The sequence below is a fragment of the Arthrobacter sp. NPDC058127 genome (assembly GCF_042884555.1).
In the GTDB taxonomy this organism is placed as follows: domain Bacteria; phylum Actinomycetota; class Actinomycetes; order Actinomycetales; family Micrococcaceae; genus Arthrobacter.
In genome coordinates this window covers 98,677-121,784 of record NZ_JBHVTT010000002.1, presented here as the reverse complement: position 1 = coordinate 121,784, position 23,108 = coordinate 98,677, and the positions used below count along the sequence as shown (strand labels likewise).

22 protein-coding genes are annotated in these 23,108 nt (G+C 62.3%); 3 read left to right on the top strand and 19 right to left on the bottom strand.

Going from position 1 to position 23,108, the window contains the following annotated elements; genetic code table 11:
- Window position 1 precedes the first annotated feature (1 nt).
- The 5 genes from paaE to paaA are packed head-to-tail and all read right to left on the bottom strand — an operon-like array spanning window position 2 to window position 4,076.
- Complete coding sequence (paaE, locus tag ACFVTG_RS03915; RefSeq protein WP_390278146.1) at window positions 2–1,237, bottom strand: 1,2-phenylacetyl-CoA epoxidase subunit PaaE; 1,236 nt, start codon at window positions 1,235–1,237, stop codon at window positions 2–4.
- A gap of 10 nt (window positions 1,238–1,247) precedes the next feature.
- A complete protein-coding gene (gene paaD / locus ACFVTG_RS03910) occupies window positions 1,248–1,787 on the bottom strand; it encodes a 1,2-phenylacetyl-CoA epoxidase subunit PaaD (RefSeq protein WP_284755507.1) in 540 nt (179 codons plus the stop codon).
- 8 nt (window positions 1,788–1,795) lie between these two features.
- On the bottom strand, window positions 1,796–2,758 hold the full coding sequence (gene paaC / locus ACFVTG_RS03905; RefSeq protein ID WP_284755493.1) for a 1,2-phenylacetyl-CoA epoxidase subunit PaaC: 963 nt from the start codon (window positions 2,756–2,758) through the stop codon (window positions 1,796–1,798).
- On the bottom strand, window positions 2,755–3,084 hold the full coding sequence (gene paaB / locus ACFVTG_RS03900) for a 1,2-phenylacetyl-CoA epoxidase subunit PaaB (protein WP_284755492.1): 330 nt from the start codon (window positions 3,082–3,084) through the stop codon (window positions 2,755–2,757). The genes paaC and paaB overlap by 4 nt, the downstream gene beginning before the upstream one ends.
- Window positions 3,081–4,076: a 1,2-phenylacetyl-CoA epoxidase subunit PaaA gene (gene paaA / locus ACFVTG_RS03895; protein WP_284755490.1), complete on the bottom strand. Its 996-nt coding sequence runs from the start codon at window positions 4,074–4,076 to the stop codon at window positions 3,081–3,083. The genes paaB and paaA overlap by 4 nt, the downstream gene beginning before the upstream one ends.
- Before the next feature lie 761 nt (window positions 4,077–4,837).
- Here paaA and ACFVTG_RS03890 point away from each other — a divergent pair.
- Complete coding sequence (locus ACFVTG_RS03890; protein WP_284754533.1) at window positions 4,838–5,230, top strand: hypothetical protein; 393 nt, start codon at window positions 4,838–4,840, stop codon at window positions 5,228–5,230.
- A gap of 115 nt (window positions 5,231–5,345) precedes the next feature.
- On the opposite strand, the gene ACFVTG_RS03885 is transcribed toward ACFVTG_RS03890, so the two are convergent.
- Window positions 5,346–7,037: a HAMP domain-containing sensor histidine kinase gene (locus tag ACFVTG_RS03885; protein WP_284754531.1), complete on the bottom strand. Its 1,692-nt coding sequence runs from the start codon at window positions 7,035–7,037 to the stop codon at window positions 5,346–5,348.
- A 250-nt stretch (window positions 7,038–7,287) separates the two neighbouring features.
- Here ACFVTG_RS03885 and ACFVTG_RS03880 point away from each other — a divergent pair, with 250 nt between their 5' ends.
- Window positions 7,288–8,136 carry a response regulator transcription factor gene (locus ACFVTG_RS03880; RefSeq protein ID WP_390278141.1) on the top strand — a complete coding sequence of 283 codons (849 nt, stop codon included), beginning with the start codon at window positions 7,288–7,290 and terminating at the stop codon, window positions 8,134–8,136.
- Window positions 8,137–8,145: 9 nt separating this feature from the next.
- On the opposite strand, the gene ACFVTG_RS03875 is transcribed toward ACFVTG_RS03880, so the two are convergent.
- From ACFVTG_RS03875 to ACFVTG_RS03815, 13 genes are all read right to left on the bottom strand, one after another.
- Complete coding sequence (locus tag ACFVTG_RS03875) at window positions 8,146–8,601, bottom strand: Hpt domain-containing protein (protein WP_284754529.1); 456 nt, start codon at window positions 8,599–8,601, stop codon at window positions 8,146–8,148.
- Between the two features lie 126 nt (window positions 8,602–8,727).
- Complete coding sequence (locus tag ACFVTG_RS03870; protein ID WP_284754527.1) at window positions 8,728–9,612, bottom strand: type II secretion system F family protein; 885 nt, start codon at window positions 9,610–9,612, stop codon at window positions 8,728–8,730.
- Window positions 9,613–9,620: 8 nt separating this feature from the next.
- Window positions 9,621–10,553 carry a type II secretion system F family protein gene (locus ACFVTG_RS03865; protein ID WP_390278137.1) on the bottom strand — a complete coding sequence of 311 codons (933 nt, stop codon included), beginning with the start codon at window positions 10,551–10,553 and terminating at the stop codon, window positions 9,621–9,623.
- Window positions 10,554–10,560: 7 nt separating this feature from the next.
- Window positions 10,561–12,072, bottom strand: coding sequence for a CpaF family protein (locus ACFVTG_RS03860; protein WP_390278134.1), 1,512 nt, complete (start codon window positions 12,070–12,072; stop codon window positions 10,561–10,563).
- Entirely contained in the window at window positions 12,073–13,266 is a 1,194-nt protein-coding gene (locus ACFVTG_RS03855) for a CpaE family protein (RefSeq protein WP_390278131.1), read from the bottom strand.
- On the bottom strand, window positions 13,263–14,036 hold the full coding sequence (locus ACFVTG_RS03850; RefSeq protein ID WP_390278128.1) for a Flp pilus assembly protein CpaB: 774 nt from the start codon (window positions 14,034–14,036) through the stop codon (window positions 13,263–13,265). The genes ACFVTG_RS03855 and ACFVTG_RS03850 overlap by 4 nt, the downstream gene beginning before the upstream one ends.
- Window positions 14,037–14,069: 33 nt before the next feature.
- The gene (locus ACFVTG_RS03845) at window positions 14,070–15,107 is read right to left on the bottom strand and encodes a pilus assembly protein TadG-related protein (protein WP_390278125.1); all 1,038 of its coding nucleotides are present in this window, start codon (window positions 15,105–15,107) and stop codon (window positions 14,070–14,072) included.
- Window positions 15,095–15,469, bottom strand: a complete 375-nt coding sequence (locus ACFVTG_RS03840) for a TadE/TadG family type IV pilus assembly protein (RefSeq protein WP_390278122.1) — start codon at window positions 15,467–15,469, stop codon at window positions 15,095–15,097. The genes ACFVTG_RS03845 and ACFVTG_RS03840 overlap by 13 nt, the downstream gene beginning before the upstream one ends.
- Before the next feature lie 126 nt (window positions 15,470–15,595).
- Window positions 15,596–15,823: a Flp family type IVb pilin gene (locus ACFVTG_RS03835; protein ID WP_390278120.1), complete on the bottom strand. Its 228-nt coding sequence runs from the start codon at window positions 15,821–15,823 to the stop codon at window positions 15,596–15,598.
- 47 nt (window positions 15,824–15,870) lie between these two features.
- Window positions 15,871–16,095, bottom strand: a complete 225-nt coding sequence (locus tag ACFVTG_RS03830) for a Flp family type IVb pilin (RefSeq protein WP_284754514.1) — start codon at window positions 16,093–16,095, stop codon at window positions 15,871–15,873.
- A 715-nt stretch (window positions 16,096–16,810) separates the two neighbouring features.
- The gene (locus ACFVTG_RS03825) at window positions 16,811–19,651 is read right to left on the bottom strand and encodes a PEP/pyruvate-binding domain-containing protein (RefSeq protein ID WP_390278118.1); all 2,841 of its coding nucleotides are present in this window, start codon (window positions 19,649–19,651) and stop codon (window positions 16,811–16,813) included.
- A 99-nt stretch (window positions 19,652–19,750) separates the two neighbouring features.
- Window positions 19,751–20,416 (bottom strand): PAS and ANTAR domain-containing protein, encoded by a 666-nt coding sequence (locus ACFVTG_RS03820; protein WP_390278115.1) that lies wholly within the window; start codon window positions 20,414–20,416, stop codon window positions 19,751–19,753.
- 223 nt (window positions 20,417–20,639) lie between these two features.
- Entirely contained in the window at window positions 20,640–21,602 is a 963-nt protein-coding gene (locus tag ACFVTG_RS03815) for a plastocyanin/azurin family copper-binding protein (RefSeq protein WP_390278112.1), read from the bottom strand.
- 419 nt (window positions 21,603–22,021) lie between these two features.
- On the opposite strand from ACFVTG_RS03815, the gene ACFVTG_RS03810 reads away from it, so the two are divergent.
- A complete protein-coding gene (locus ACFVTG_RS03810; protein WP_390278109.1) occupies window positions 22,022–23,077 on the top strand; it encodes an LCP family protein in 1,056 nt (351 codons plus the stop codon).
- Window positions 23,078–23,108 lie beyond the last annotated feature (31 nt).

The window sequence follows — 23,108 nt, the reverse complement described above, 5'->3', positions numbered from 1 at the left end:
CTTAGACGTCGAAATCGACCGTGACGGATTCACTGGTGGGGTGGGCTTGGCACGTAAGCACGTAGCCCTTGTCCAGTTCATCCTGTTCCAGGGCGTAGTTCTCGTCCATGCTGACCGTCCCGGTGACCAGTTTGGCGCGGCACGTGCCGCACACGCCACCGGCGCACGCGAACGGAACGTCCGGGCGGACGCGCAAAGCCGCGTTGAGGATGGATTCCCGAGCGTGGGTGGGGCTGGCGACATCGCCGGTCAATCCATCCAGCTTGAAGGTGATCTTGTACGTGTCCTGCGACTCGTCCTCCACAACGGGCCGGCCGGCGTTGCCCTCGGGGCGGTCCGGGCGGCCCGTGGTGAACAGCTCGAAGCGAACGTGCTCGGGCTCCACGCCACGGGCAGCGAGGGTGTCCCGGCACAGCTGGACCAGCTCGAACGGACCGCACAGGAACCATTCGTCCACGTCCTGCGCGTGGATGGCGGTGCCCAGCAGCTGCTGGAGCTTCTCGGCGTCGATACGTCCCGTCATGAGCGGCGCGATACGCTGCTCGCGCGACAACACATGGTGCAGCGCCAGTCGCGACGGGTACTTGTCCTTCAAGTCCGCCAATTCCTCAAGGAACATGACGTCCATCGCGGCCTTGTTGGCGTAGATCAGGTCGAAGCGCGTCTCCGGGTTGGCGGCCAGCAGGGTGCGGGCGATAGCGATCACGGGGGTGATGCCCGAGCCGGCAGCGATGGCCACGAAAGAACCGGCGTCGCCGAACTCGCCTGCCATGTTCTCCGGATTGTTCATCGAGTTCATGACATTCTGTTGGACAGTCTTGCCGTCCTTGCCATGCTTGGAGATGAACGCGCCCATGGGGCTCATGACGTCCAGGGTGTCGCCGGCCTTGAGTTCCGCATTCGCCCACGTGGAGAAGATGCCGCCCAGGTCCTTCTTGATGGCCACGCGGATCTCGCTGCTGCCGTCCGCGAAGCTGCGCGGCTCTGCGCAGATGGAGTAGCTGCGGCGGACCTCGTGCGGCTCACCGCTCTCATCAGGAAGCGTGGTCCGCAGGGCCACGTACTGGCCGGGAAGGTAGTCGTAGTGGCCGGCGAGCTCTGCCGGAACATCGAACGTGACCTCGATGGCGTCTTCAGTCAGGCGGCGGACTTCCGAAACGCTGAGGGAATGGAAGGACGCACGACGGCGGCCGGTGGCCTGCGCTTGTTCGGCTGCGGTTTGGCGGACAACGGGCATGTCGAATTCCTTACAGGACTTTGAAGTAGTCGAACGGTTCCTTGCAGTCCTGGCAGACGAAAAGCGCCTTGCAGGACGTGGAACCAAAGCGGGTGAGTTCCTTGGTGTTCAGCGAAGAACACTGGGGGCATTTCACTGCGAGGCTGAGGCGCACTTTGCCGGCATGTCCACCGGCGGCGGCACGTCCGCTGGGCGGTGCGATGCCGTATTCCTGCAGCTTGGCCTTGCCGTGCTCGGTCATCCAGTCCGTGGTCCACGCCGGGGCTAGGACCAGTTCGACGTAGACGCTTGGGTAGCCGGCTTCCGTGAACGCGGTCTTGAGGTCGTCGCGGATCGCGTCCATCGCGGGGCAGCCCGAGTACGTCGGCGTAATGGTGACCTGGACCGCGGGGACCAGCCCGCCGTCGTCGAACAGCTGGACGTTGCGGAGAATCCCCAGATCCTCAATGGTGAGGACGGGAATCTCGGGGTCGCAGACGGTGGCCGCAATCCCCCAGGCCTTCTGTTCGGCGGTTTGCTTGGCTCTTGCGCTGGTGTCCTGAACGAACATGTCCACCGTCACCAGCTTGCACCGGGATGTTCGCGGGCAAGCACCTGCATCTCGGCGAGCAGGTAACCCAAATGCTCGGAATGCTTGCCTTGACGGCCGCCACCCAAGGATTGCGGGATGCGTTCGAGATTGAGCTCCCCTCCCGAAGCGGCGTCGAGGCCGGCTTCGCTCAGGATTTCGCCCGTGAGCTGGTCAAAGTCCGCGCGGAGGCTGGAGGGCTGCACGCCTGCTCCGCTTTCAGCGAGGCGGGCCGTGAGCTCGTCGTCTTCGAAGAGTTCCTCCACGTACGGCCAGACGAGCTTGAAAGCCTGGACGATACGACGGCGGGACTCTTCCGTACCACCCGCAAGCCTGAGGACCCATTGTGCGCTGTGGTCGCGGTGGTAGTCGACCTCTTTGAGTGCCTTCGCCGCGATGGCCGCGATGGTTTTGTCGCTCGAGCCAGTTAGCCGTTTGTAGAGCTCGAATTGGTAGTAGCTCACGATGAACTGCCTCGCGATGGTGACGGCGAAGTCCCCGTTCGGCTGCTCGAACAGGTGGGCGGAACGGAACTCGTGCTCCCGGCGGAAGTACGCCAGGTCGTCCTCGGACTTGTCCCATGCCGCACCCGCGTAGGTGAGGAAGGAACGGGCGTGGCCGAGCTGGTCGAGCGCGATGTTGCCCAGGGCGACGTCTTCTTCAAGCTCAGGGGCGCGGGAGATCCAGTGGCCCAGGCGCTGGGCGAGGATCAGGCCGTCGTCGCCGATGCGCAGGGCGTATTCCGCGACGTCGTTTGTGGGCTTGACTTGTCCCTTGCGGACCTCGAGGGCGATGTCCTCCGGGCGCAGGGCGTTCCCGGGGGTGATGCGAGTGGCGCTTGCGGAACCGTCGCCGGAAGCACCCGCACCTTTGACGCCGACGGAGATATCGCCGTGGCCCTCGATGGCGAAGTCTGGGTTGTTTGTCTTTTGTTCGTTTGCGGGCGTGGTCACAGGTGCTTCACGCCTTCGCTCTTGGTGTAGTACGTCGCGTGGCGGTAGTCCTTGCCCTGCGGGGATTCGAAGAAGGAACCCTTGGAATCCGGGTCGCTTGAGGAAATAGCATCGGCCGGGACCACCCAGATGGACACCCCTTCGTTGCGGCGGGTGTACAGGTCACGGGCGTTGCGCAGCGCCATCGCCGCGTCAGGAGCGTGCAAGGATCCGGCGTGGACGTGGGAGAGGCCGCGGCTGGAGCGGACGAAGACTTCCCAGAGGCTCCAGGGGGTCTCGTGGGGTTCGTTGGCTTGGTTCGCCTTTGGCGTGGCTGGGGTGGTCATGCTGCGTATTCCTTCTCTGCTTGCTTGCGGGCGTACTCGGCGGCCGCTTCGCGGACCCAGGCGCCGTCGTCGTGCGCTTCACGGCGGCGCTCAAGCCGCTGCGCGTTGCAGGGACCCTTCCCGGCGAGAACGTCTTTGAACTCGTTCCAGTCCAGGGGGCCGTGCTCCCATTTCTTGGTTTCTTCGTTGAAACGGATGTCCTTGTCCGGGAGCGTGAGGCCCAGGACCTTGACCTGCTCCACCATCATGCCGACGAAGCGGCTGCGGAGCTCATCGTTGCTGAACCGCTTGATGTTCCAGGCCATGGACTGCTTGGAGTTGGGTGAATCGTCGTCGGGCGGGCCGAACATCATCAGCGCCGGCGCGTACCAGCGGTTGACGGCGTCCTGGGCCATCGCCTTCTGGGCGGGCGTGCCATTGGACAGTTCAAGGAGGATCTCGAAACCCTGGCGCTGGTGGAACGACTCTTCCTTACAGATGCGCACCATTGCACGTCCGTAGGGGCCGTAGGAAGCGCGGCACAGGGGAACCTGGTTGCAGATCGCGGCACCGTCCACCAGCCAGCCGATCGCTCCCATGTCCGCCCAGGAAATCGCGGGGTAGTTGAAGATGGACGAATAGCGGGCCTTACCGGCGATCAAGTCGCTGGTCATCTTGTCCCTGCTCTGGCCGAGGGTTTCCGCGGCTGAGTAGAGGTACAAGCCGTGGCCTGCCTCGTCCTGCACCTTGGCCATGAGGATGGCCTTGCGCTTGAGGCTCGGAGCCCTGGTGATCCAGTTGGCTTCCGGCTGCATGCCGATGATCTCCGAGTGCGCGTGCTGCGAGATCTGGCGGAGCAGGGTCTTGCGGTAGGCCTCCGGCATCCAGTCACGGGGTTCGATGCGCGAGTCCTCGGAAATGATGCGGTCAAAGTACGCCTGACCGGCCTGCTCCCGCTCAAGCTCTTCGGGGGACAGCTCAGCGGGCACAGACTGCAGATTCTGCGATGCCATGGTTGCTCCTAAATATTTACCGACCGTTCGTTCAGAATATGCGGAAGGCGCGAGATGCGTCAAGCGTTCGGGTTGGTTGGGTCTCGGGCAGCCGTCGGGCGGCGACGCTCGCTCACATATATGGCCAGGCGGCCGCACGCTCGCTCACATATACGGCCGCACGGCCCGACGCTCGCTCACATATATGGCCATACGGCCGCACGCTCGCTCACATGATCTGAGCGAGCGTCCGCCGGAAGCACCCCAAAGGTGAGCGAGCGTCCGGGGTGAGCACAACGCAAAGGCGTGACCACAGCCCAACGGGACTGCCGCCGTCGGGCACAAACGACACTGTTCCCGGCACCTCCACAGGGACGCTCGCTCACATACATGGCCATACGGCCGCACGCTCGCTCACATGATCTGAGCTAGCGTCCGCCGGAAGCGCCTCAAAGGTGAGCGAGCGTCCGGGGTGAGCACAACGCAAAGGCGGGACGACAGCCCAACGGGATTGCCGCCGTCGGGGATTAGAGGACCGGCGAGGCCGGTTCCCGGACCGGGTAGCGGACCGGGTAGCGGACCGCCGAGCAGGTAGCCGGCCGCGTAAAGTAGAGTACCCACTACTCGTGACCGGCCCTAGAGCCAGCCGATTCAATGGAACTCAGTTGGTCTCAAACGCAGTTCCTGGTCTCTCTGGGGGTTATCCGTATGTGTGTTTCCTGCAGTCTTGTTGTGTCATTTTCGCGTTCCGCTGCGACGGAGGCAGTCCGTTGAGCGCCGGGATGGAATCCGCTGCCATGTTCGCGGGGTCGTTGCCCGCGCTGATCCTGATGGACTTGGGCCAGGCAATGGTGGTGGTATGCATGTGTTTCGACATGGTCCGTGCCATGTCCGTGCCACGATCGCATCGGCGCTATGTCGCCAGCACCATCTTCAGGACCCTGGCGGTGCCGTCGATTCTCGTAATGGGCATCAGCGTGCTGGCTAAGGCAATCCAATTGTCTTGGGCGGATGTGGCCATGGGCGTTTTCGTGATGGTGATGATCATCTTCCGCTGGCACCACGACAAGGACGAGGACAACTGGTGGAAGGGCAAAGGCAAGAAGCTGGCCCGCTGGGCGCGGAAGCAACTGGCACCGCGACCTGCCTTCGCCCCGGCGTCGGCGTCGGCGTAAGCGGCCAGCCTTCACCGGGCGCTCGCTCACAGATATCTGAGCGAGCGTCCTGGGATTTGGCTATATATGTGAGCGAGCGTCCGACTCGAGGTGCCGCCTCAATACAGTGCCGGGCCTAATACAGTGCCGGTGTGTCCGTCCGCGAATGCTCCCGGAGCGGACCAGCCGGCAACGCCACAGTGAAGGTGCTTCCACTGCCGGGCTCGCTGCTGCAGGAGATGCTGCCTCCGTGGCGTTCCACGATGGACTTGGTGATGGACAGCCCGAGGCCGACGCCAGGAATCGCGGCCTGACGGGCAGCGTTTGTCCGGAAGAACCGGGTGAAAATCCTGGTCGACTCGTCCATGGTCATGCCCATACCCGTGTCCTTCACTTCGAGCTGGACCCAGCCGTCGCTCCGCTCCGCCTTTATCGTCACCAGTCCGCCGTCGGGCGAATACTTGATGGCATTGGAAACCAGATTGTCCAGGGCCTGTCCCAGCCTCAAAGGATCCGCATTCGCCCACAGGGGTGCGGGGACGTCGGCGACAAGGCCCACATGAGCGGCGTCGGCCTGCGCCCGTGCAGAAACCAAGCTGTTTTCCACCAGCCCAGCCAAATCAGTGCGCCGTGGATTCACGCTCTCGACGGCGACGGCTGACAAAAGGAGGTCTTCGACCAGGACACGGAGCCGCTCGGCGTTGCGTTCCGCGACTTCCAATCCGATCCTCGTTGCTGGTTGGAGTTCTTGGGCGCCGCGGAGCACAAGATCGATGTTGCCCAAGATCGATGTCAGCGGCGAACCGAATTCGTGCGAAACGTTGGCAACCAATTCATCCTTGGCCGCAAGGGCATCGACAACATCCGTCACGTCCCTGAAGACGATGACCGCTCCGCCGAACCCGTCATCGACGTCGCTTTTCATGCCCCGCGCAGCGGTGGAGATGGCCCGTTGTTCGGTACCCGCGCCGAACCAAAGGAGATAGTCGGAAAATGTTTCCCCTTGAACTGCCCTTCGAATAGGGCCTTTTTCCGGGGGAAGCGGCGTCCGCCGGTCCTGGCCGAAAACCAGCCGGTCTTGTTCCCCGGGCCCCGGCGAGCCTTCAGCCATCCGTAGGAATGCCTTTTGTTGGTTGTTGATCAGGAGAGTTTCGCCCTTCGAATCGACGGCGACAATTCCGACGTCGATCGTGTCAAGGATTGTCTTGAGCAGCGTCTCCCGCTCCCGGCTGGCGGCCAACAATTGCCGCAGGACCTGATCCCGCTGTTTTACCCGCCGCTGCTGCAGCCGGGCATTGGAGCCAGCCAAACGAATGGAAACTGCCATTGCGAACATCATGAGAGGCAAAAGCAGCACCGACGAAATGTCCGACGCGGTGGGACGGGGCAAGTGCGAAACCACGGGCGGCAACGCGATGAAGAAAGGACCCACAAAGCTGAGGATCAGGCTTGCCTTGGAAAGCATGCCCGAGGCAGACAACCAGATCACGGGAAAGATAGCCAAGGTGATTAGGCCTGGTATCGCGGTGAAAGCGCCGTTTCGCGTGAACCAGAGGGCAACAAAATCCAAAATAGGAATGGCAAGGCCTGCGCTCGGCGCCAATCGCTCCCAAGGAACCAGCAGGCAGCTCACGAACAGGATGCCATGGAGGAGGACTCCAGTGACGAACAACCAATTTTGGACCAGGCCCGGCCAAACGGTAGGTGCCGCGATCGCCAGGCCCGCGATGATGAGCGTCAGTGGTAATTCACAGACAGCCAACCGGGCTCGAGGTGTGAGTTTTCTGAACAAACGGGCGGCTGCACGGAAAAATGGCTGCTCACTCAAGTCGAGACCCTTCGTTGGAGATTCGCGAACCAATTACTACTCCACGCGTTTCCAGAAGGAAGCGCCCGGAGTCCACTATTCCCCCCAAGGAACAACAATACGACGGTCCCGCGCGACTTATAAGTTCCGAGCGGCACTTAATCCACATATTAGATGCCAGATGCCTTCAATGCTTGTATCGTGAGTATTTGGGTGAAACTTCCCGCATTGCGCTGGGCTGTGCGGCGGTCTGTGCCCACGAGGATGTCCAATGAGCGAGCCTGGGGTAGCTGTTGTCATTGAGGATGACGAAGATGTGCGGAATTTGGTTGACGCCATCCTCAAAGAAGCTGGATTCGTGGTGCATTCTGCCGCCACGGGACGCGAAGGCGTCGAAGTCGTGCGGGATCACCACGCCTCCGTAGTAACTCTCGACGTCGGGCTTCCGGATATGGACGGCCACGAGGTCCTGCGGCGAATTCGGCAATTCAGCGACGCATATGTGTTGATGCTGACGGCCAGGCGCGACGAGCCGGACACCTTGACGGCTTTCCTGACCGGCGCCGACGACTACGTCAAGAAACCGTTCTTGCCGCGTGAATTGAGGGCCCGGGTCACAGCCATGATGAGGCGGCCACGCACGGAAGGTGCTTACGGGGGTCCCGCCCGTTCAGACGGGCCCGACGGCGGTACTTACGGGCCCGACGGCGGTTTGGCCGGGGCCGGTTTGGCCGTCACCGGTTCGGCCGGGGGTTCAGGCGGGGCCCGTTCAGACGGCGCCGAGCAAGCGGTGGTCCGGCACAATGGCTTGGCCCTGAACTACAAATCACGCATGGTGACGCTTCAAGGTTCAGTCCTGACCTTGACGCGGAGCGAGTTCGATCTGCTCTACGACTTGCTTCGGGCCAAAGGCGAAGTGCGGACGCGCGCGGACCTCGTGCGGGCGGCGCGCGGTGACTACTACGACGACGATGCGTACATCAGCGACGCCGACGAACGGGCTGTTGAGACCCACATTGGGAACCTCCGCCGAAAGCTCCGTGAAGATCCACAATCGCCGCGCTTTCTAGAGACTGTTCGAGGAGTCGGGTATCGACTCACACCGAAAAGACCGGACTAGGCGGGCACGTTAATCGTTCCTGAGTACGTAGCTGTCCTTTAGTTCCTGGACCGTTAGGTGCCCGCATTCCGCAACTTCCTTGAGGAGGGGCCGGGCCTCACGCAATTCACTTTTTCGAATGCGTTCCTCCAGTTGCGCTGCAAGTACCGCAAGGCGGACGCCGCCAACCATGATGGAGGAGGTCCTGAGGCTGAGGACCGCGTTCAGGGCCGCGGCCACGTCACCACGCTCGACGGCGGACGCCAGGATTTCGTATCGCTTCGCCCAGAGTTTTGCGAAGTCGCCGGCAAACGTTCGTGCGATCAGCGGATTGTCTACTTGGTCTTCCAGGAGTTGGAATTCCGCGAGGTCCAGTATGGGATGTTCGGCAAGCGGGACGATGGGCAGCCCAACGGAATCGTCATCCGAGCCCGGATGGCTCGGATCCGAACCCTCGTTGACCTCGCTAGAACCTGAACTGAACATAGCCCAATGCTACTTTCTGAATTCCGGAAAAACCGAACTTTTGCCCATCTTAAGGAAATCTTAGGCCTTTCTTGATTTAACCCCTTTTCATGCGGTGCACCCAATTCGGAGAATGTGATATCGCGCTCAGCCTCCGCTGAAGGTGGCTATAGCGTTGATCACAGCCGGCCCCAGGATGGCGATGAACAGCACTGGGAAGATAAAGAGCAGAAGCGGGAAGAGGACCATCACGGGAAGCTTCATGGCCTTCTCCTCGGCCCGTTGGCGACGCTTCACCCGCATCACCTTCGCTTGGACCCTCAAGACCCGGCTGATGGCAATGCCGTAAGTATCCGCTTGGATCACGGCCTGCACGAAGCTTCGGAGCTCCGGCACGTTGGTACGTTCGGCGAGTGCCAGATAGGACTCGCGGCGGCTCCGTCCAACCTGCATGTCCTGCAACGTCCGCACCAACTCCTCAGCCAAGGGTCCTTTGCCATTTTCGCCCGCGCGAGCCATTGCTCCTTCAAAACCGAGGCCCGCCTCGACCGATATAAGCATTTGGTCCATAGTATTTGCGAGTTCCAATTGCATGGCTTTTTGGCGCTCTTGTCCTTTGCTGTACAGCATTAGGTCCGGGATAAAGTATCCAAGCAATACAACAAATATCCCCACAAGCTTTAGGATTCCGCTTGAGCTGTTGGCGCTGATGAGCCAACCAAAGAGCGCACCGCACAATCCGAGTAGGGGTTTGGCTGCGAGGACCCGTCCCAAAGGGAGCGACGGCGGCCGGCCGGCCAACGAGAGGAGCCGATCCAGCTTCTGGACGTAGCTTCCTGGGGTCACTCGGTAGCCAATGAGTTCGAGTGCACCGCTCCGACTCTGTGGGCCGGCCTCGGCAATGTTTTCCCCCCGCGCCAGAAGCTCGCGCACGACGCGTTGGGCTTTGCGGTCAACCGACAGGACTGACCAAGCGAGGTAGGCAATAGGCAGGGGCACCAGCAGCAAGGAAAGGAGGAGAGAAGGATTCACGAGTCACCTCAAAACTTCAAGTCGATGATCTTGCGCATCCAGAGACCGCCGATGGTCATGAGAATGACTGACAACCCAATCATTCCCCAACCAAGCGGCTGGCTGAACATCACATTCATGTAGCCAGGATTGACAACCAAGAGCATGGTCACGATGCCGAAAGGAAGCGCCATCAGGATGTATCCCGAGAACTTTCCTTCCGCGGCCAAGGATTTGATATGTCCCTTGATCTCGCTGCGTTCGCGTATGGTCTCATTCACCTGGTCCAGGACCTCTGCAAGGTTGCCGCCCACCTCACGGTTGATTTGGATGGCTTGCGCTATCCACACAAAGTCTTCGCTCCGCATTCGCTCCGCAGTATCGTTCAGCGATGCCTCAAGATCACGGCCGAGGCTTGTCTCTGTAATGATCCGACGCATCTCCTCGGCCGTGGGGCTCGCCGACTCGGCGGCCGCCGCGTCAATGGCGCGCAGTATGCTGTGCCCGGCCCGCAGGCCACCGGACAGTAGTTGGAGGGTGTCGCCGAGCTGAGCATCGAATTTTGCACGCCTTTTGCCGGCCATGGAGCCAAGGAGGAGTCGTGCCACGAAGGGTGCCAGGATAAAGAACAGGAAGGCCAAAAACGGACCGCCGACGACGAGCCCGATCAAGGCGCCCACGAATGCACCGGCAATCACGAGGATGAAGAAATCCGCCTGGCCCATTCGCAGTCCGGCGTTCTCCAGTTCTTCACGGTTGAAAAGCCGGACGTTGCGCCTGGCCAGGACCCCATGAACTACCTCGGCAGTAGAACCAGCAAAGCGCGTCAGCTGGGAGCCTGAGGCTACTTGGTAGGGCCGTCTCCGATCGAGTGGAACTTCCGGGGTTTTCGGCAAGATCACGGCCACCCCGAAGAGCAGGATGGCTGAAAGCATCAAAGCAGTTCCGATCAAGAGGATCATGTTTCGTTCACGTCCTTGCTGCTGGTGCCAAGGGAGCGGCAAATACGCCAGGAGAAACGCGAATGCCCAAGTCATCGAAGCGATCGATGAACCGTGGACGGATACCCGTTGGGACGGGCCTTCCAAGGAACATGCCATGGTTGTCAACACCGGCCGAGTAGTCGAAAACAAAAGCGTCTTGGAGGGTGACAATGTCGCCTTCCATGCCTTGAACCTCAGTCACATGCGTGATGCGGCGCGTTCCATCACGCAACCGGGAGATTTGGATGATGAGATTCACGGCGGACGCTATCTGCTCGCGGATTGCCCGCAATGGCAGGTCCATGCCTGCCATGAGCACCAGGGTTTCGAGGCGCGCCACTGCGTCGCGAGGGGAATTTGAGTGCACCGTGGAGAGGGAACCGTCGTGACCAGTGTTCATCGCCTGCAGCATGTCGAGGGACTCTCCGCCTCGGACCTCGCCGACGACGATCCTGTCCGGACGCATACGCAGGGAGTTCCTGAGCAACTCCCTGATGGTCACTTCACCCTTGCCCTCGGTGTTCGGTGGCCGGCTCTCAAGCCTGACCACGTGTTGCTGTTGGATCTGCAGTTCTACGGCGTCCTCAATGGTGACGATGCGGTTGTCTTCCGGAATGAAGGAAGAAAGGACATTCAACAGCGTGGTCTTGCCGGTTCCAGTACCCCCGGAAACAATGATGTTCAGCTTTGCCTTGACGCATGCATTGAGGAGTTCGGCCATCTCAGGCGTGAGCGTGCCGAAATCGATCAGGTTCCTGATGGTCAACGGTATTTTGCTGAACTTTCGTATGGTCAGCGACGAACCGCCCACCGCAAGCGGAGGGATCACGGCGTTCACGCGCGAACCGTCTTCAAGTCGCGCGTCAACGAGGGGCGATGACTCGTCGATCCTGCGGCCCACCTTCGAAACGATGCGTTCAATGACCCTCCGGAGATGGTCCTCGGAGCTGAATCCGGAATCCGTCAGGGTGAGCTTGCCTTTTCGTTCGACGTAGATCTGGTCCATCCTGTTGACCATGATTTCGGTGACTTCCGGATCGTCCAGCAAACGTTGGAGCGGCCCATAGCCAAGGACGTCGTCTGCCACGTCCGCCACGAGCCTGCTGCGCTCGTCCGCGGACAGTGGGACCTGCTCGGCATCGATGATCCGGGTGAGCTCTTCCCGGGCCGTTGACCGCAGCTCATGTTCGCTCACGCTCGAGTCGTTGAACCGCGCCCCGAGCCGCTCGAACAATGCGGTAGCCGCGCGACGCTTGAGGGCAGCGAAGGCGTCCACCGGTTGCTGGGCTCGAGGTTTCGGCGAGTCCGGGAGGTCGGATAGCTTCACTGAGGTGTGGGGTTTTGCGACGCCGCCGGGCTTCCCCGTGGGAAGTGGGCGGACTTGCTGCGTGGACTCAGCGAACGTCGGCTTAGGCGTAAAAAGCGTGCTCGGGTCCCCTGGGCCGAGGGATGCTTCGGCTATGTCCTCGGCAGCATGCAGGCGTTCAGACAGCTTCATCTAGACCACTACCCTTCTGTGCAGTTTGCGCTGCGCCGTGGCACGCCACGTTGGATTGAAGCGCTCGACAAGTTGCTTGAGTCCCTTGACGGCCGGATCCTTCACCGCATCCTGGAGCACGGGGATGCCGCGGTTGGTTGAGAACGCCACGGCTTTCGATCGCGGGATACTCACGTCAACCGGAGCACCGACTGTAGATTCGACGTCCTGGACCGACAGCCCGGACTTGGAATCAGCCATGTTGAGCACCACGTGCCGGGTTTCGGGCAGCAGGTTCAGCCTGCGGAGTATGTCCAGGCCGGAGCGAAGGCCACGGACGCTTGGAACATCCATGCCCGTCACCCAGACAGCATCCGAGCATTGCTCGAGGGCAGCAAGCCCGATTTCGGGTAGTCCGGGTGCCGTGTCCACCACCACGTATTGGAACTCTTGAGCCAGCTGTTCGAGGAGCCGGCTCACCTGTTCCGGCGAGATCTCGTCTGCTTCGACGGGGTCCTTCGGCGCGCACAAGGCATAGATACTTGCCGGGTGGACCGTGAGAAAGGCCTTGAGCACAAGGGAATCCTGGCTGGCCGAAGGAGTGACTGCGTCCGTGACAGTGTGCTCCGGATTAAGGTAGAGCCCCGAGGCGACGTCACCGAATTGCAAGTCCAGATCCACGATCACAACGCTCATCGGCGCAATCTTGCCGAGCCCCACGGCGATGTTTGTGGCGATGGTGGTCTTGCCCACGCCGCCTTTGGGCGAAAAGACGCCGATCACCAAACCTCGCGGGGAGCCCGCCTGCTTGGATTCCCCTGTGCGCCGTCGGCTGGCGAAAGACTGACAGGCGCGCTCAAGCATGATCCGTATCTGGGCCAGGTCCGCATCCGGGCTCATGATGTCACGGATGCCGGACCGCATGGCTTGGAGGACGAATGCGGGATCCAGTTCGCTGACAAGGATCACGCTCAGTTCCGGCAATTGCACATCGAAAACCGTGGCCAGGCGAAGAGCGTCCTCCACGGGCACGCCAGGTCCCAGAATCAGCACTTCGAGTTGTTCCTGATTCAGGGCGCCAAAGAGCTCGGCCGGGTCGGCCGGCAAAACGCTCGTGAAGAAGGTCTGCACGCTTCCGGGCAGGCCGCCCGCGACAGCTTGGCGCAACCGCTGGTCAAAGTCGGTGTTGGGGGTTATCAGGACAAAACGGCTCACCTGTATACCCCGCTCTGCTGGATGACGGTGGGGCCGCTGTCTTTGGCATCCAACGGCTCTTTGCTCAACCAGATCTTGGCGTACTCGGCGGCGAAGACAATCTTGGCTGCGTCCACGTCACTTACCGCAACGGTCAGCAAGAGGGAACCGGTGGGAAGGCTTGTATCGCCCGAGTTGACCGCGCCACCAGAGCCGGGAGTCGGCGTCGGCTGCTGGCTTGCGGTCGCTTGGGGGGCGCGCTGGACCGCGGTCAGAAGAACCTTGGGGATGGTCAATTGGGTGGTCCCTTTGTCCGACTTCGAGTCACTTCCGCCGCTGGACATGGAGATGAAAATGCCAACATGGTCGCCGGGAACGAGTCGTCCTCCGACCACCCGCTGGGGTTCCAGTTGAAACGAGACCTCTTGAAGCCCTGCGGGCACCTTGACATCCCCCGGGGTCTTGAGTGCATCCGGGGCCACCAAACGTTCGGCCACCAAGGTCTCGCCAGGGACGAGGTCGACGGCGGCGACCTTGCCTGCCGAGTCCCCCAGGGAGTGCAGCGCCGACGCAGGGACGGCCGATTCCGGCAATTGCTGGGTCACGATTGAATCCTTCATGGCGTCCACGGATGTGCCGGCGGGAATCGCCGTCTTCACTACTAGGACGTCCACCGGGGACATGTTCTGGACTGCCCGCTGATCCGCTCCTTGCGCGTAGGAGAATACGAGAATCACCCCGACGACGGCCAGCAGTGCCGCTGCCGATCCGGCCAACAAGCGTGACTTCACTTCGGACTCCTGTACTCAAAAAATGGATGAAAACTAGTTGGTGAGGCGCACAATGGTGGCCCCAAAAGCGTCTACCGGGCCCAGCGTGTAGCCATCCGCCAGCGAGACGTACTTGACGAAACTTCCGATGATTCCGCGGCAGTTTCCGTTGCAGGAAACTGCCGCAGGGACATAGGAATTTGTGTTGTGGAAACTGTCTGGAAGATTGTTGTTGCCGCTGAATGTCCACCCGGTCACTTTGAATGCGGCGAAGGACACCAGATGGTAGATTGCGCCGGCTCCCGTGCCGGTGACGGCGTCGAAGACCGGAAGCAGGACGATGACGTCGCGGCCAGCGTTGATGGTGTCGGCCCACTTTTGAAGGGTGGTGGCGCAGTTACCCGGCGAACTGTTTCCGGGGGCGCTGCCGCCTTCGCTGACCGCGAGGTTTATCGTGCCGCCGCACACACCGGTGTCTTGGACTAACCAGCCGTATCCGCCGGCAACCGCCGCGCCTGAAGGGCCGTAATTGCAGCTGGGGTTGGCACCGGTGCCGTGATCCTGAAGAAGCTGGAGCGCTCCCCCGATGTATCCCTGGACCTGGCAAATGGAATACGCGAGGGGAAAGGCGGTTCTGCCCGCGACGGCGCTCCCCCACTGAACATTGGACGTGGTCACAACATTGCTCGTGCTGAAGCCCAGGACGCGCGCGAACAAGAGCGAGACGGTATTCGGCGGGCCACCCGCCTGCTGGGCACCCGCGGTCACGGTGACTTTCCGGTTGGTCAGGTCCAGGTTGATCGACTTGATGTTGCCCAGGCCGTCGTTTGCGTTCTTATTGGCCATGTCGCTGGCGACCGGGGACGTGGTGGAGCAATTCGGATCGCTCGTATTCGCGGCGCATTTCTGCGCCACGGCGAGGGCGGCGGCGTCGGCTCCGTTCTGTACTTGCGCCTTTTCCGAGTACAGCATTCCCGCATCCACGGCGAGGGCGGCAAACCCGAGGAGCACCACCAGCAAGAGCGCGACGAGGACGGCGACCGCACCGCGCTCGCCGTCGTCGCCGTCGTCGCGGACCATCAGCCGCCGCATACCATGACTCCTACTCCTTGCATCGGGAAGGGCCCCGCGATTCCCGTGAGGGTGCTGAGTGTGTACTTGATGGTCACGGACATCTGGGCTCCGGACGTGCAACTGGCCGCACTGAAGGTGAAGTTCGTATCTGCCAGCCCCGGGTTCAACGACACGGCGGCGTTCTTCGCAGCTGTCTTGGCGGCCGTTTGGTCATTAGAGATTGCCATGACACGGACTCCTTCCCGGGCTGCGTTTGAGAGCGACACTTGAACGTTGTAAGCCCTGCCGTATTCCATGATGCCCAGCAGCAACATGATCAGGAGCGGTGCGAGGATGGCGAACTCGACTGCCACGGCACCGCGCTCTGAAGCCCTCGGCATGATGTTGCCCTCCCAGAGAACGGATTGTTCGAATCAAGCAGAGTGGCGGCCGCCTGAATGCCGCCGCCACTCGGGAATTGCTTGGTGTGCCCCGAATTGCCTCCCGGGCACTGTGCAATGCAACTTCTAGGTGCAGGTGCCGGTACCGCCTGAAGTGGTGGCGGCCGCCCAGGCCTTGCCGCTGACTGAACACTGGACCTGGGAGAACGTCTCCCTGACCGTGCTGCCCAGCAACGTGACAGCGGCGATGATGACCACTGCGATGAGAGCGACCATGATGCCGTATTCGACGGCGGTCGCGCCGGTTTCGTCACGCCGCGCGTGAGAAACAGACTTTTGGAAAGCGGAAAGCATTGAAGCTCCTTGTTGTCTGGTACGAACGGGCGGGAGAAGCGAACGTCCTAGCTGCAGGTGGCCTTACCGGCGCCTGATCCAGCGGAGAAGGTCTTGCCGGCCACTGAGCACTGGACCTTGGTGAACGTGTCTTGGACCGTCCCACCCAGCAACGTGACGGCGGCGATGATGACAACGGCGATAAGGGCAACCATGATGCCGTATTCGACGGCGGTGGCGCCCTTTTCGTCACGACGGATCCGGGATGCGGCATTGGAGAAGAAAGCAAACATGTGAAACTCCTGAGCGAGTTGGGGAATGTGGGCTGGTCCAGCACCAGCTCTCTAGCAACATAGCAACGCCCGATACCCCATGGCGCAGACCTTGGGACATCCTGTGGGAAGACTCGCGATCCTGCGCATTTCTTGGGTTAAACCTAGGGAAACCCTGCAATCCTGGGCTTCCTGCCGAGCCCGACGCTCGCTCACATATATGCCCAAATCCCCGGACCCTCGCTCAGATCAAATGAGCGAGCGTCCGCCGGAAACGCCCCAAAAGTGAGCGAGCGTCCTGGAGGGGAACACACCAAAGGTGAGACAACCGCGCAACCGGCCTGCCGCCGTCGGGCCCCACCCGGACCCTCGCTCAGACATACGGCCAAATCCCCGGACCCTCGCTCAGACATACGGCCAAATCCCCGGACCCTCGCTCAGACATACGGCCAAATCCCCGGACGCTCGCTCAGATCAAATGAGCGAGCGTCCGCCGAAAAGACCTCAAAAGTGAGCGAGCGTCCTGGAGGGGAACACAGCAGAGGCGAGACAACCGCACAACAGGACTGCCGCCGTCGGGCCCCACCAGGACGCTCGCTCACATATACGACCAAATCCCCGGACCCTCGCTCAGATATATGCCCAAGTTCCACGACCCTCGCTCAGATCAAGTGAGCGAGCGTCCGCCGGAAACGCCCCAAAAGTGAGCGAGCGTCCGGGCGGGAGGGGCGCAAAGCTAGCCGGCTGGGTGCTCGACGGTCACGGTGCCGGCGTCGCCATCGACGGTTATTTGTTGGCCGCTTGTGAGCCGCTGGGTTGCGACTCCGGTGCCGAGCACGGCGGGGATGCCGTACTCCCGGGCCACGATGGAGCTGTGGCTCAACGGGCCGCCGACGTCGGTGACCACCGCGGAGGCCATCGCGAACAGCGAGGTCCACGCGGGAGTGGTGATGCGCGCAACCAGGACCTCCCCGGGTGCCATCTGGCCGAAATCCTGGGGGCCTCCGAGGACGCGCGCGGGGGCACTGACCCGGCCCGCACTGGCGCCGACCCCTTTGATGACGTCGCCCTGCTGCTCCTGGGAGCGTGCCGGCATCATTGATTCGAAAGTGCGCTTCATCCAACGGGTCTCCGGCAGGAGTTGCGGGGCAGCCGCCTTGGCCTGGCCCCGCCAAAGCATCTTGCGCTCCTCGACGACGTCGGCACGGACGGGGCGCGCCGCCCCAGTGATTGCCACAGCCACCGCTGCGAGCGGTTCCGCCGCGCCCGGCGGTTGCGGCGCGGCGAGGCCGAACTCTACGGCGCTTTGCAGTTCCTGCTGGCGCAGCCAGAACACGTCGGCGGGGCGGGCGATAACGCCGGAGTAGACCAGCCGTTGTCCGAGTTCGAGCAGCATCCGCCGGATCAGCGGCCAAGCGAGCCCGACGTCGGCCAGGGCGTCTTCGCGGACCGGTGCGGACTTCTGCGCCCACCGGAGCAGGCGGATGAACGGCGCCCGGCGACTCCGCCCGAGCCGGGTCCGTCCGAGCCGGGCGAGTATTCGCTCGGTTTGGTCCTCTCGCCGGGCGGCCGAGAGCCGCTGGCGCTCATACGGGTCGTTGCCTTGTCCCCGCAGGTAGAACTTCACCGTGTCCAGCAACGCCGAAGGATCGTCCGCCGGCACCGGGCTGGCGAAGTCCAGGTTGTAGACCGCATGGCCGAACCGATCGAGATGGGCCTGGAAGCGGGGACGCCACTGCTGCCAAAGTGCCGGGTCCATGCTGGCAGGAGGGAGCCATCCCCTCTGCGACTCGGCCAGTGCAGCCGTCGGTTGCTTGAGGATTGCCGAGGCGAGCCCCTCGATCTCCCGGGCCCAAGACGCGAGGTCGTATAACGACTTCTCCGCCCGGATTGGTTCACTGTCGTAACCGAGGAGGAATGTCTCGGCAGGGGGATCTCCCGCGCGCCGGATGAGTTTGTCGTAATAGGCCCGGAAGGAGATTTCGCTCGTGGCGGCGATCGGAATGACTGACTCCACGGCCGTGTAGTACACGGTTCCCGCGTCCAGCAACGTCCGGACACCCTCAAGCAGTTCCTCTCCCGAAAGCTCCCCCATGGACTTTGCCGACCAGTCCTTGAGCACCTGCTTGTAGCGCGGATGCGAGAATTCCTCCCAACCCGTCACGCCCATGTGCGCCTTGCCTCGAGCCAGGGCGAGCATGGCCCCCGGCGCCTTGGCCATCACTCGCCACATTGCCGCGCTGCGGTAGTAGTAATAGGCGTAACCGTTGATGGTGGGCAGTCCGACGTCGCCGTCCCTGACGACTTCGCTGCCGACTGCTTCGTTCATCAGGGACTTGAGCGAGCGGGTCACCGAGCCGTCGATGAGGTCGGCGAACAGCGGCGACAAGGGATCCGGCAGTTGTTCCACGATGCTCGCCCGGAAATAGAGACCCCTCGGATAGGGCAAAGGCCAGGTGTCCGGGGTGTCAGCTACAGGTTCAGGCAGTGCCGTGATGGGCCGGGATTGCAGCATGAAGAAATTGCCATCGGCTCGTGCCCACTCGATGTCCTGCGGAGTTCCGAAGTAGTCCGAAATCCGTGTTCCATAGCGGGCCAGCGCGGCGGCAGCTTCGTCGTCGAGCACGGCCCGGTTGCGAAGCGCCGCAGGGACCGGCTGCTCCGTAGTGCCTCCTTGGTCCGCGGCGCGGCGGTCCGGCACGACGTCGGCGCCGCGGTCAGGGGCGCCGCTGTCCGGCACGACGTCGGCAGCGTGGTCCGCGTAGACGGTCATGACTTCCTTTTCGGCGGTCCGGCGCGAGAGCACGCGGCCCGTTCCCGCTTCGACAACAAGGTCATCCGTAGTGACAGTTCCACTGACCACGGACTCCCCCAGCCCCCACGCGGCACTGATCGCGATCTGGTCGCGGCGACCGTTGGCCGGATTGGCGGTGAACATGACCCCGGCAGCCTCGGCCTCGACCATCCGTTGGACAACCACCGCGAGGCGTACATCGCCCGGTGCGATCCCCTCTCGTTCCCGGTAGGCCATGGCACGCGCCGTCCACAAGGAAGACCAGCAATCGATGACTGCCACATCCAGCGCTTCCGCCCCGCGGACATTGAGGTAGGTTTCCTGTTGCCCGGCGAAGCTGGCTGAGGCAAGGTCTTCCGCCGTGGCGGACGAGCGCACCGCAACGGGCGCGCCGTCGTCGCGGTCGCCGTCGTCGCGGTCGGCGGGCCGGTCGCCGTCGACGGCGTCCCGGCCGTCACCGCCGAAGCGAAGCTGTTCATAAGCGGCGGCGAGCTCGTACGCGATGGCCGCGGGCATGGTGCCGCCGGTGAAAAGGTCACGGATTGCGGCCGAGGCGTCTTCGTAATCCTGCGGCACAGCCTCCGCCGGCAGCGCCGCCAGTTCCTGGATGCGCGACTGGATCCCATTGGCATCCACGAAGGCCTCATACGCTGCGGTGGTCAGAACGAACCCCGGAGGGACCGGCAGCCCGGCGCGAACAAGGTTGCCGAGCCCGACTCCCTTGCCGCCGGCCACGGCGACGTCGGCCGCTTGCACATCGGCGAAGTTGTAGATGTAGGTCATGACCGTCGCTCCTTGTCGCGGAGACGCCCTCATCGAGCCTGACTCACAACATACTGCCACGCCGTCGGGCGGGAGGCGATGGCTGCGCCGGCTGGCTTCTTACTGCGGGTCCAGCGCGCGTTTTACGGCCGCTTGGTCACAAGCCTGGAGAACGCGAATGAACTCGTCCATTGCTTCCGGCCCCCGATCGGTGTCGGCCACGCGAACAAGGTGGGAGGCGAGGACCGCGACCTTGACGTTCGTCATGCTGCTGCAGCTCACGAGCAGTTTGAAGGCGGCCTCGGAGCTGACGAGCAACCGCCCCATCAGGATCCCGCGCGCCTGGTTGATAACGCCCCGCGTAGCATTGGCGCCCGCGACGGCGTCACGCGCCGCCTGCTCGGTTTCGCGCCGCAGCGTGGACGTCAGGTCGATCGTGGTCCCCTCTACCGCGGCGGCCCCAGACGGGCCCAACTTCGCGATCCCCGCCGTCAGCACTCGGCGGACATGTCCCTGCGCGTCAATGATCCGGTGGTAGATGCAGAAGTGTCCGCCGTCGCGGAACACCTGAGCCAGGATCTCCATGGCCCGCGGCCTGTCATCCGGGTGCTTGTGCGACATCAGCAGATCGAGCGTTGGCACTACTTCCCCGCGCTGGTAGCCGTGGAGATTGAAGAGCCCGTCGGACCATTCCGCTTTCCCCGAGACAGGGTCAAAGAGGAAGGTTCCCGCCAGAAAGCCGGGGGCGCCCAGTGCACTCGAGTACGTATGAGGGCTGTCCAACATGGCTCAAAAACTCATTTCCTAAGCGTGCTTATTAATTCAGCTAAGCGTACAGAATACAGCGCGTACGACGGCGGCACGCACCGTCGTCCCGCCCTCACCCGCACCCCGGGGCTTGTTTCCCAGCGGGGCGTTTGTAGCCCCGGAACGGGAAACAAGCCCCGGATATGCAAGAAACTACCACCGGAACGGGAAACAAGCCCCGGTATGCGTTCAAACCAGCAGCTTAGTCCTTCACCACCACCTTGCCGACCATTCCAAAGTAATCGTGGAGTGCGCAGATGTAGTCGTAGACCCCTGCCTTGTTGAATGTCACCGTGAATGTCACACCCGGCGGCAAAATGCCCGAATTGAGCTGTCCGCCCGTGTAATTCGTCGGATCGCCCAGCGGCGGGAACGGGTTGGCAGGCTCGTCACCGAAGGTGACCGTGTGCGGCTCGCCCATGCCGTTGTTCACGAAGCTCACTTTCTCGCCAACGTGGATGACCACCTTTGGCTCGATGAACCGCATGACGCTGGCCACGCCGTCGTCGGCTCCGGCGATCACGGTGTGGTTGTCCGCTTGGTCGCGGGCGCCGCTCCATAGCTGGTAGCCGTCACGGAGGATGGCCCGTTCAGCACGCTCCACCCGGTTGTTGTACTGCTCCTGGCTGTAGGGGTAATCCGTGCCCTTGGCCCGCACGTGGACTGTGCCCTTCATGGCCGCGCCATGCACCAGGCAGTAGTACGTGAAATCGCCCGTATCCGGGAACTTCAAGGTGTAGGAACCAACTTCGGCGAACCCACTGTTCGAAACGTTCGACATCACGCCGGAGTTGTAATAGGAGTGCCCGTCGTAGGACGCGCCGCCCTGCGCGGATATGTAGAGGGGGCTGAAAGGATCAAAGGGTTGCGTGGACTCGATGGTTTGCCCCGTGGCCAGGAACGTGACCGTATGGATTTCGGCCGAGTTGGCCTCCCAGGTGACCTTGTCACCGGCATTGATGTAAATGTTCTTCGGCAAGAAGGACATTCCCTGGATGGCCTGGTCCGACGATTCGGATCCGACCTGGACAGTCCACGTCTTTGCGGATTTGCCACTGTCTGCGACCGCTGTGCCACTGAGTGCGACGGGAAGCATCAGGGCAAGGAGCAAAATCATGAGCGCTCGAAGGCGCGCCAATAGACGGGGTTTTGGATGAGCAGTCATAAGACTCATTCCTTAGGAAAATCTTTGCTGACCGGCTGTTATTAGCCTGGAAATTTTGAGGCGCCGGAGACCATGGCGTCGTTTGACGGTGACTCGGTTTCCTTGAACTTCCCTATGAACTTCAGCTCGCAGCTGCTGCCCCGTCCCCCGCATACGGTGCGGCGCCACGGCGTGGGGCCATGCAGGATCCTCCCTTGCTCGCAGGGATAACGTCCAGTTCCGTGGGCCAAGAGCCCCCCATTACGGAACCGGAAGGACACGGCGAAGCCGGCCCATGTGAAGGCGAGAGATTTATCTCTCATCGTGCTCCTGGAACGTTATTTTGTCGAGACACTGGGACTACACACGGGCTATTTTTGTGGCCAAACTGAGGCTTTCCCGGATGCGTATTTAACCCACCTGAGTGGTACTTTCCGGACATGGACAGACGACGGCGACTATGGCTCTCGGCAGGGCTCGCAGTCCTGCTCGCGCTTGTGGTGGTCCTGGCCGCTGTCATCGCCGGATCCGGCAGAACGTCGTCGGTACCTTCGCCCTCAAGCGCCTCCGCGGGCGCAACCGCTACCCGAACTCCGTCCCCCACCAAGTCCCCCACCAAGTCCCCCGCACCAACCGCTGCCGCACCCGCCCCGCCTACAATCCCTGAGCTTCCCGCCACTCCCATGAACATCCTGGTGATTGGCAGCGACAGCCGTGCGAACGCCAGGGACCAAAACAACCAGACCGTCACAACAGGCCAGTCATCGGACCAACGCTCGGATTGCCTCATGCTGATCCACGTTCCAGCGGACCGGCACAAGGTCTACGGCATTTCGATCATGCGCGACAACTGGGTGGACATCCCGGGCTATGGCGCATCCAAAATCAACGCCAGCCTTGAGGTGGGAGGCATCCCCCTCGTGGTGCGGACCGTCGAAACACTATTGGGCACGCACATAGACCACACCGTCATGCTGGACTTCCAGGGCTTCAAGGTCCTCACGGATGCCCTCGGCGGGATCGACGTCAATGTCACGCTTCCCTTCACGGCGAGCTTTGACACCCACCACACCTTTGTTACCGGCGTCAATCACCTGGACGGGGAAGCGGCTTTGGAGTTCGTTCGTGAGCGCTACTCGTTCGTGGACGGAGACTACCAGCGCGTGCGCAACCAGCAAACTTTCCTCCGTGCCCTCCTGAGCAAGCTAAGGGGTGGAATCCAGACTCCCGCCGCGGTACTCGGCTTGGTCAAATTCGCAACCAACTACCTCACGGTGGACCAGGGATACGACCCCGCAGCCGTGGCTATCCTGGCCTACGCACTCCGTACGGTGGATCCCGGAGCCTCCGTCTTCTTCACCCTGCCCACAGCGGGCACTGGCACTTCCCCGGACGGGCAATCGATCGTGGTGCCCGACTACGCGGGAATCGGGGAGGTGGCCGCGGCGCTGCGGGATGACACCCTGCCGGAGTATGTGGCTGCACACGGTTACTGAGCCGGTGCGGGCTACTCGTTTCCGCTACTTG

Excerpts from the sequence above, each read along its gene's own strand:
- paaE (WP_390278146.1), bottom strand. The coding sequence starts at position 1,237 with ATGCCCGTTGTCCGCCAAACCGCAGCCGAACAAGCGCAGGCCACCGGC.
- paaD (WP_284755507.1), bottom strand. The coding sequence starts at position 1,787 with ATGTTCGTTCAGGACACCAGCGCAAGAGCCAAGCAAACCGCCGAACAG.
- paaB (WP_284755492.1), bottom strand. The coding sequence starts at position 3,084 with ATGACCACCCCAGCCACGCCAAAGGCGAACCAAGCCAACGAACCCCAC.
- paaA (WP_284755490.1), bottom strand. The coding sequence starts at position 4,076 with ATGGCATCGCAGAATCTGCAGTCTGTGCCCGCTGAGCTGTCCCCCGAA.
- ACFVTG_RS03890 (WP_284754533.1), top strand. The coding sequence starts at position 4,838 with ATGGAATCCGCTGCCATGTTCGCGGGGTCGTTGCCCGCGCTGATCCTG.
- ACFVTG_RS03880 (WP_390278141.1), top strand. The coding sequence starts at position 7,288 with ATGAGCGAGCCTGGGGTAGCTGTTGTCATTGAGGATGACGAAGATGTG.
- ACFVTG_RS03875 (WP_284754529.1), bottom strand. The coding sequence starts at position 8,601 with ATGTTCAGTTCAGGTTCTAGCGAGGTCAACGAGGGTTCGGATCCGAGC.
- ACFVTG_RS03865 (WP_390278137.1), bottom strand. The coding sequence starts at position 10,553 with ATGATCCTCTTGATCGGAACTGCTTTGATGCTTTCAGCCATCCTGCTC.
- ACFVTG_RS03860 (WP_390278134.1), bottom strand. The coding sequence starts at position 12,072 with ATGAAGCTGTCTGAACGCCTGCATGCTGCCGAGGACATAGCCGAAGCA.
- ACFVTG_RS03845 (WP_390278125.1), bottom strand. The coding sequence starts at position 15,107 with ATGCGGCGGCTGATGGTCCGCGACGACGGCGACGACGGCGAGCGCGGT.
- ACFVTG_RS03840 (WP_390278122.1), bottom strand. The coding sequence starts at position 15,469 with ATGCCGAGGGCTTCAGAGCGCGGTGCCGTGGCAGTCGAGTTCGCCATC.
- ACFVTG_RS03835 (WP_390278120.1), bottom strand. The coding sequence starts at position 15,823 with ATGCTTTCCGCTTTCCAAAAGTCTGTTTCTCACGCGCGGCGTGACGAA.
- ACFVTG_RS03830 (WP_284754514.1), bottom strand. The coding sequence starts at position 16,095 with ATGTTTGCTTTCTTCTCCAATGCCGCATCCCGGATCCGTCGTGACGAA.
- ACFVTG_RS03825 (WP_390278118.1), bottom strand. The coding sequence starts at position 19,651 with ATGACCTACATCTACAACTTCGCCGATGTGCAAGCGGCCGACGTCGCC.
- ACFVTG_RS03820 (WP_390278115.1), bottom strand. The coding sequence starts at position 20,416 with ATGTTGGACAGCCCTCATACGTACTCGAGTGCACTGGGCGCCCCCGGC.
- ACFVTG_RS03815 (WP_390278112.1), bottom strand. The coding sequence starts at position 21,602 with ATGACTGCTCATCCAAAACCCCGTCTATTGGCGCGCCTTCGAGCGCTC.
- ACFVTG_RS03810 (WP_390278109.1), top strand. The coding sequence starts at position 22,022 with ATGGACAGACGACGGCGACTATGGCTCTCGGCAGGGCTCGCAGTCCTG.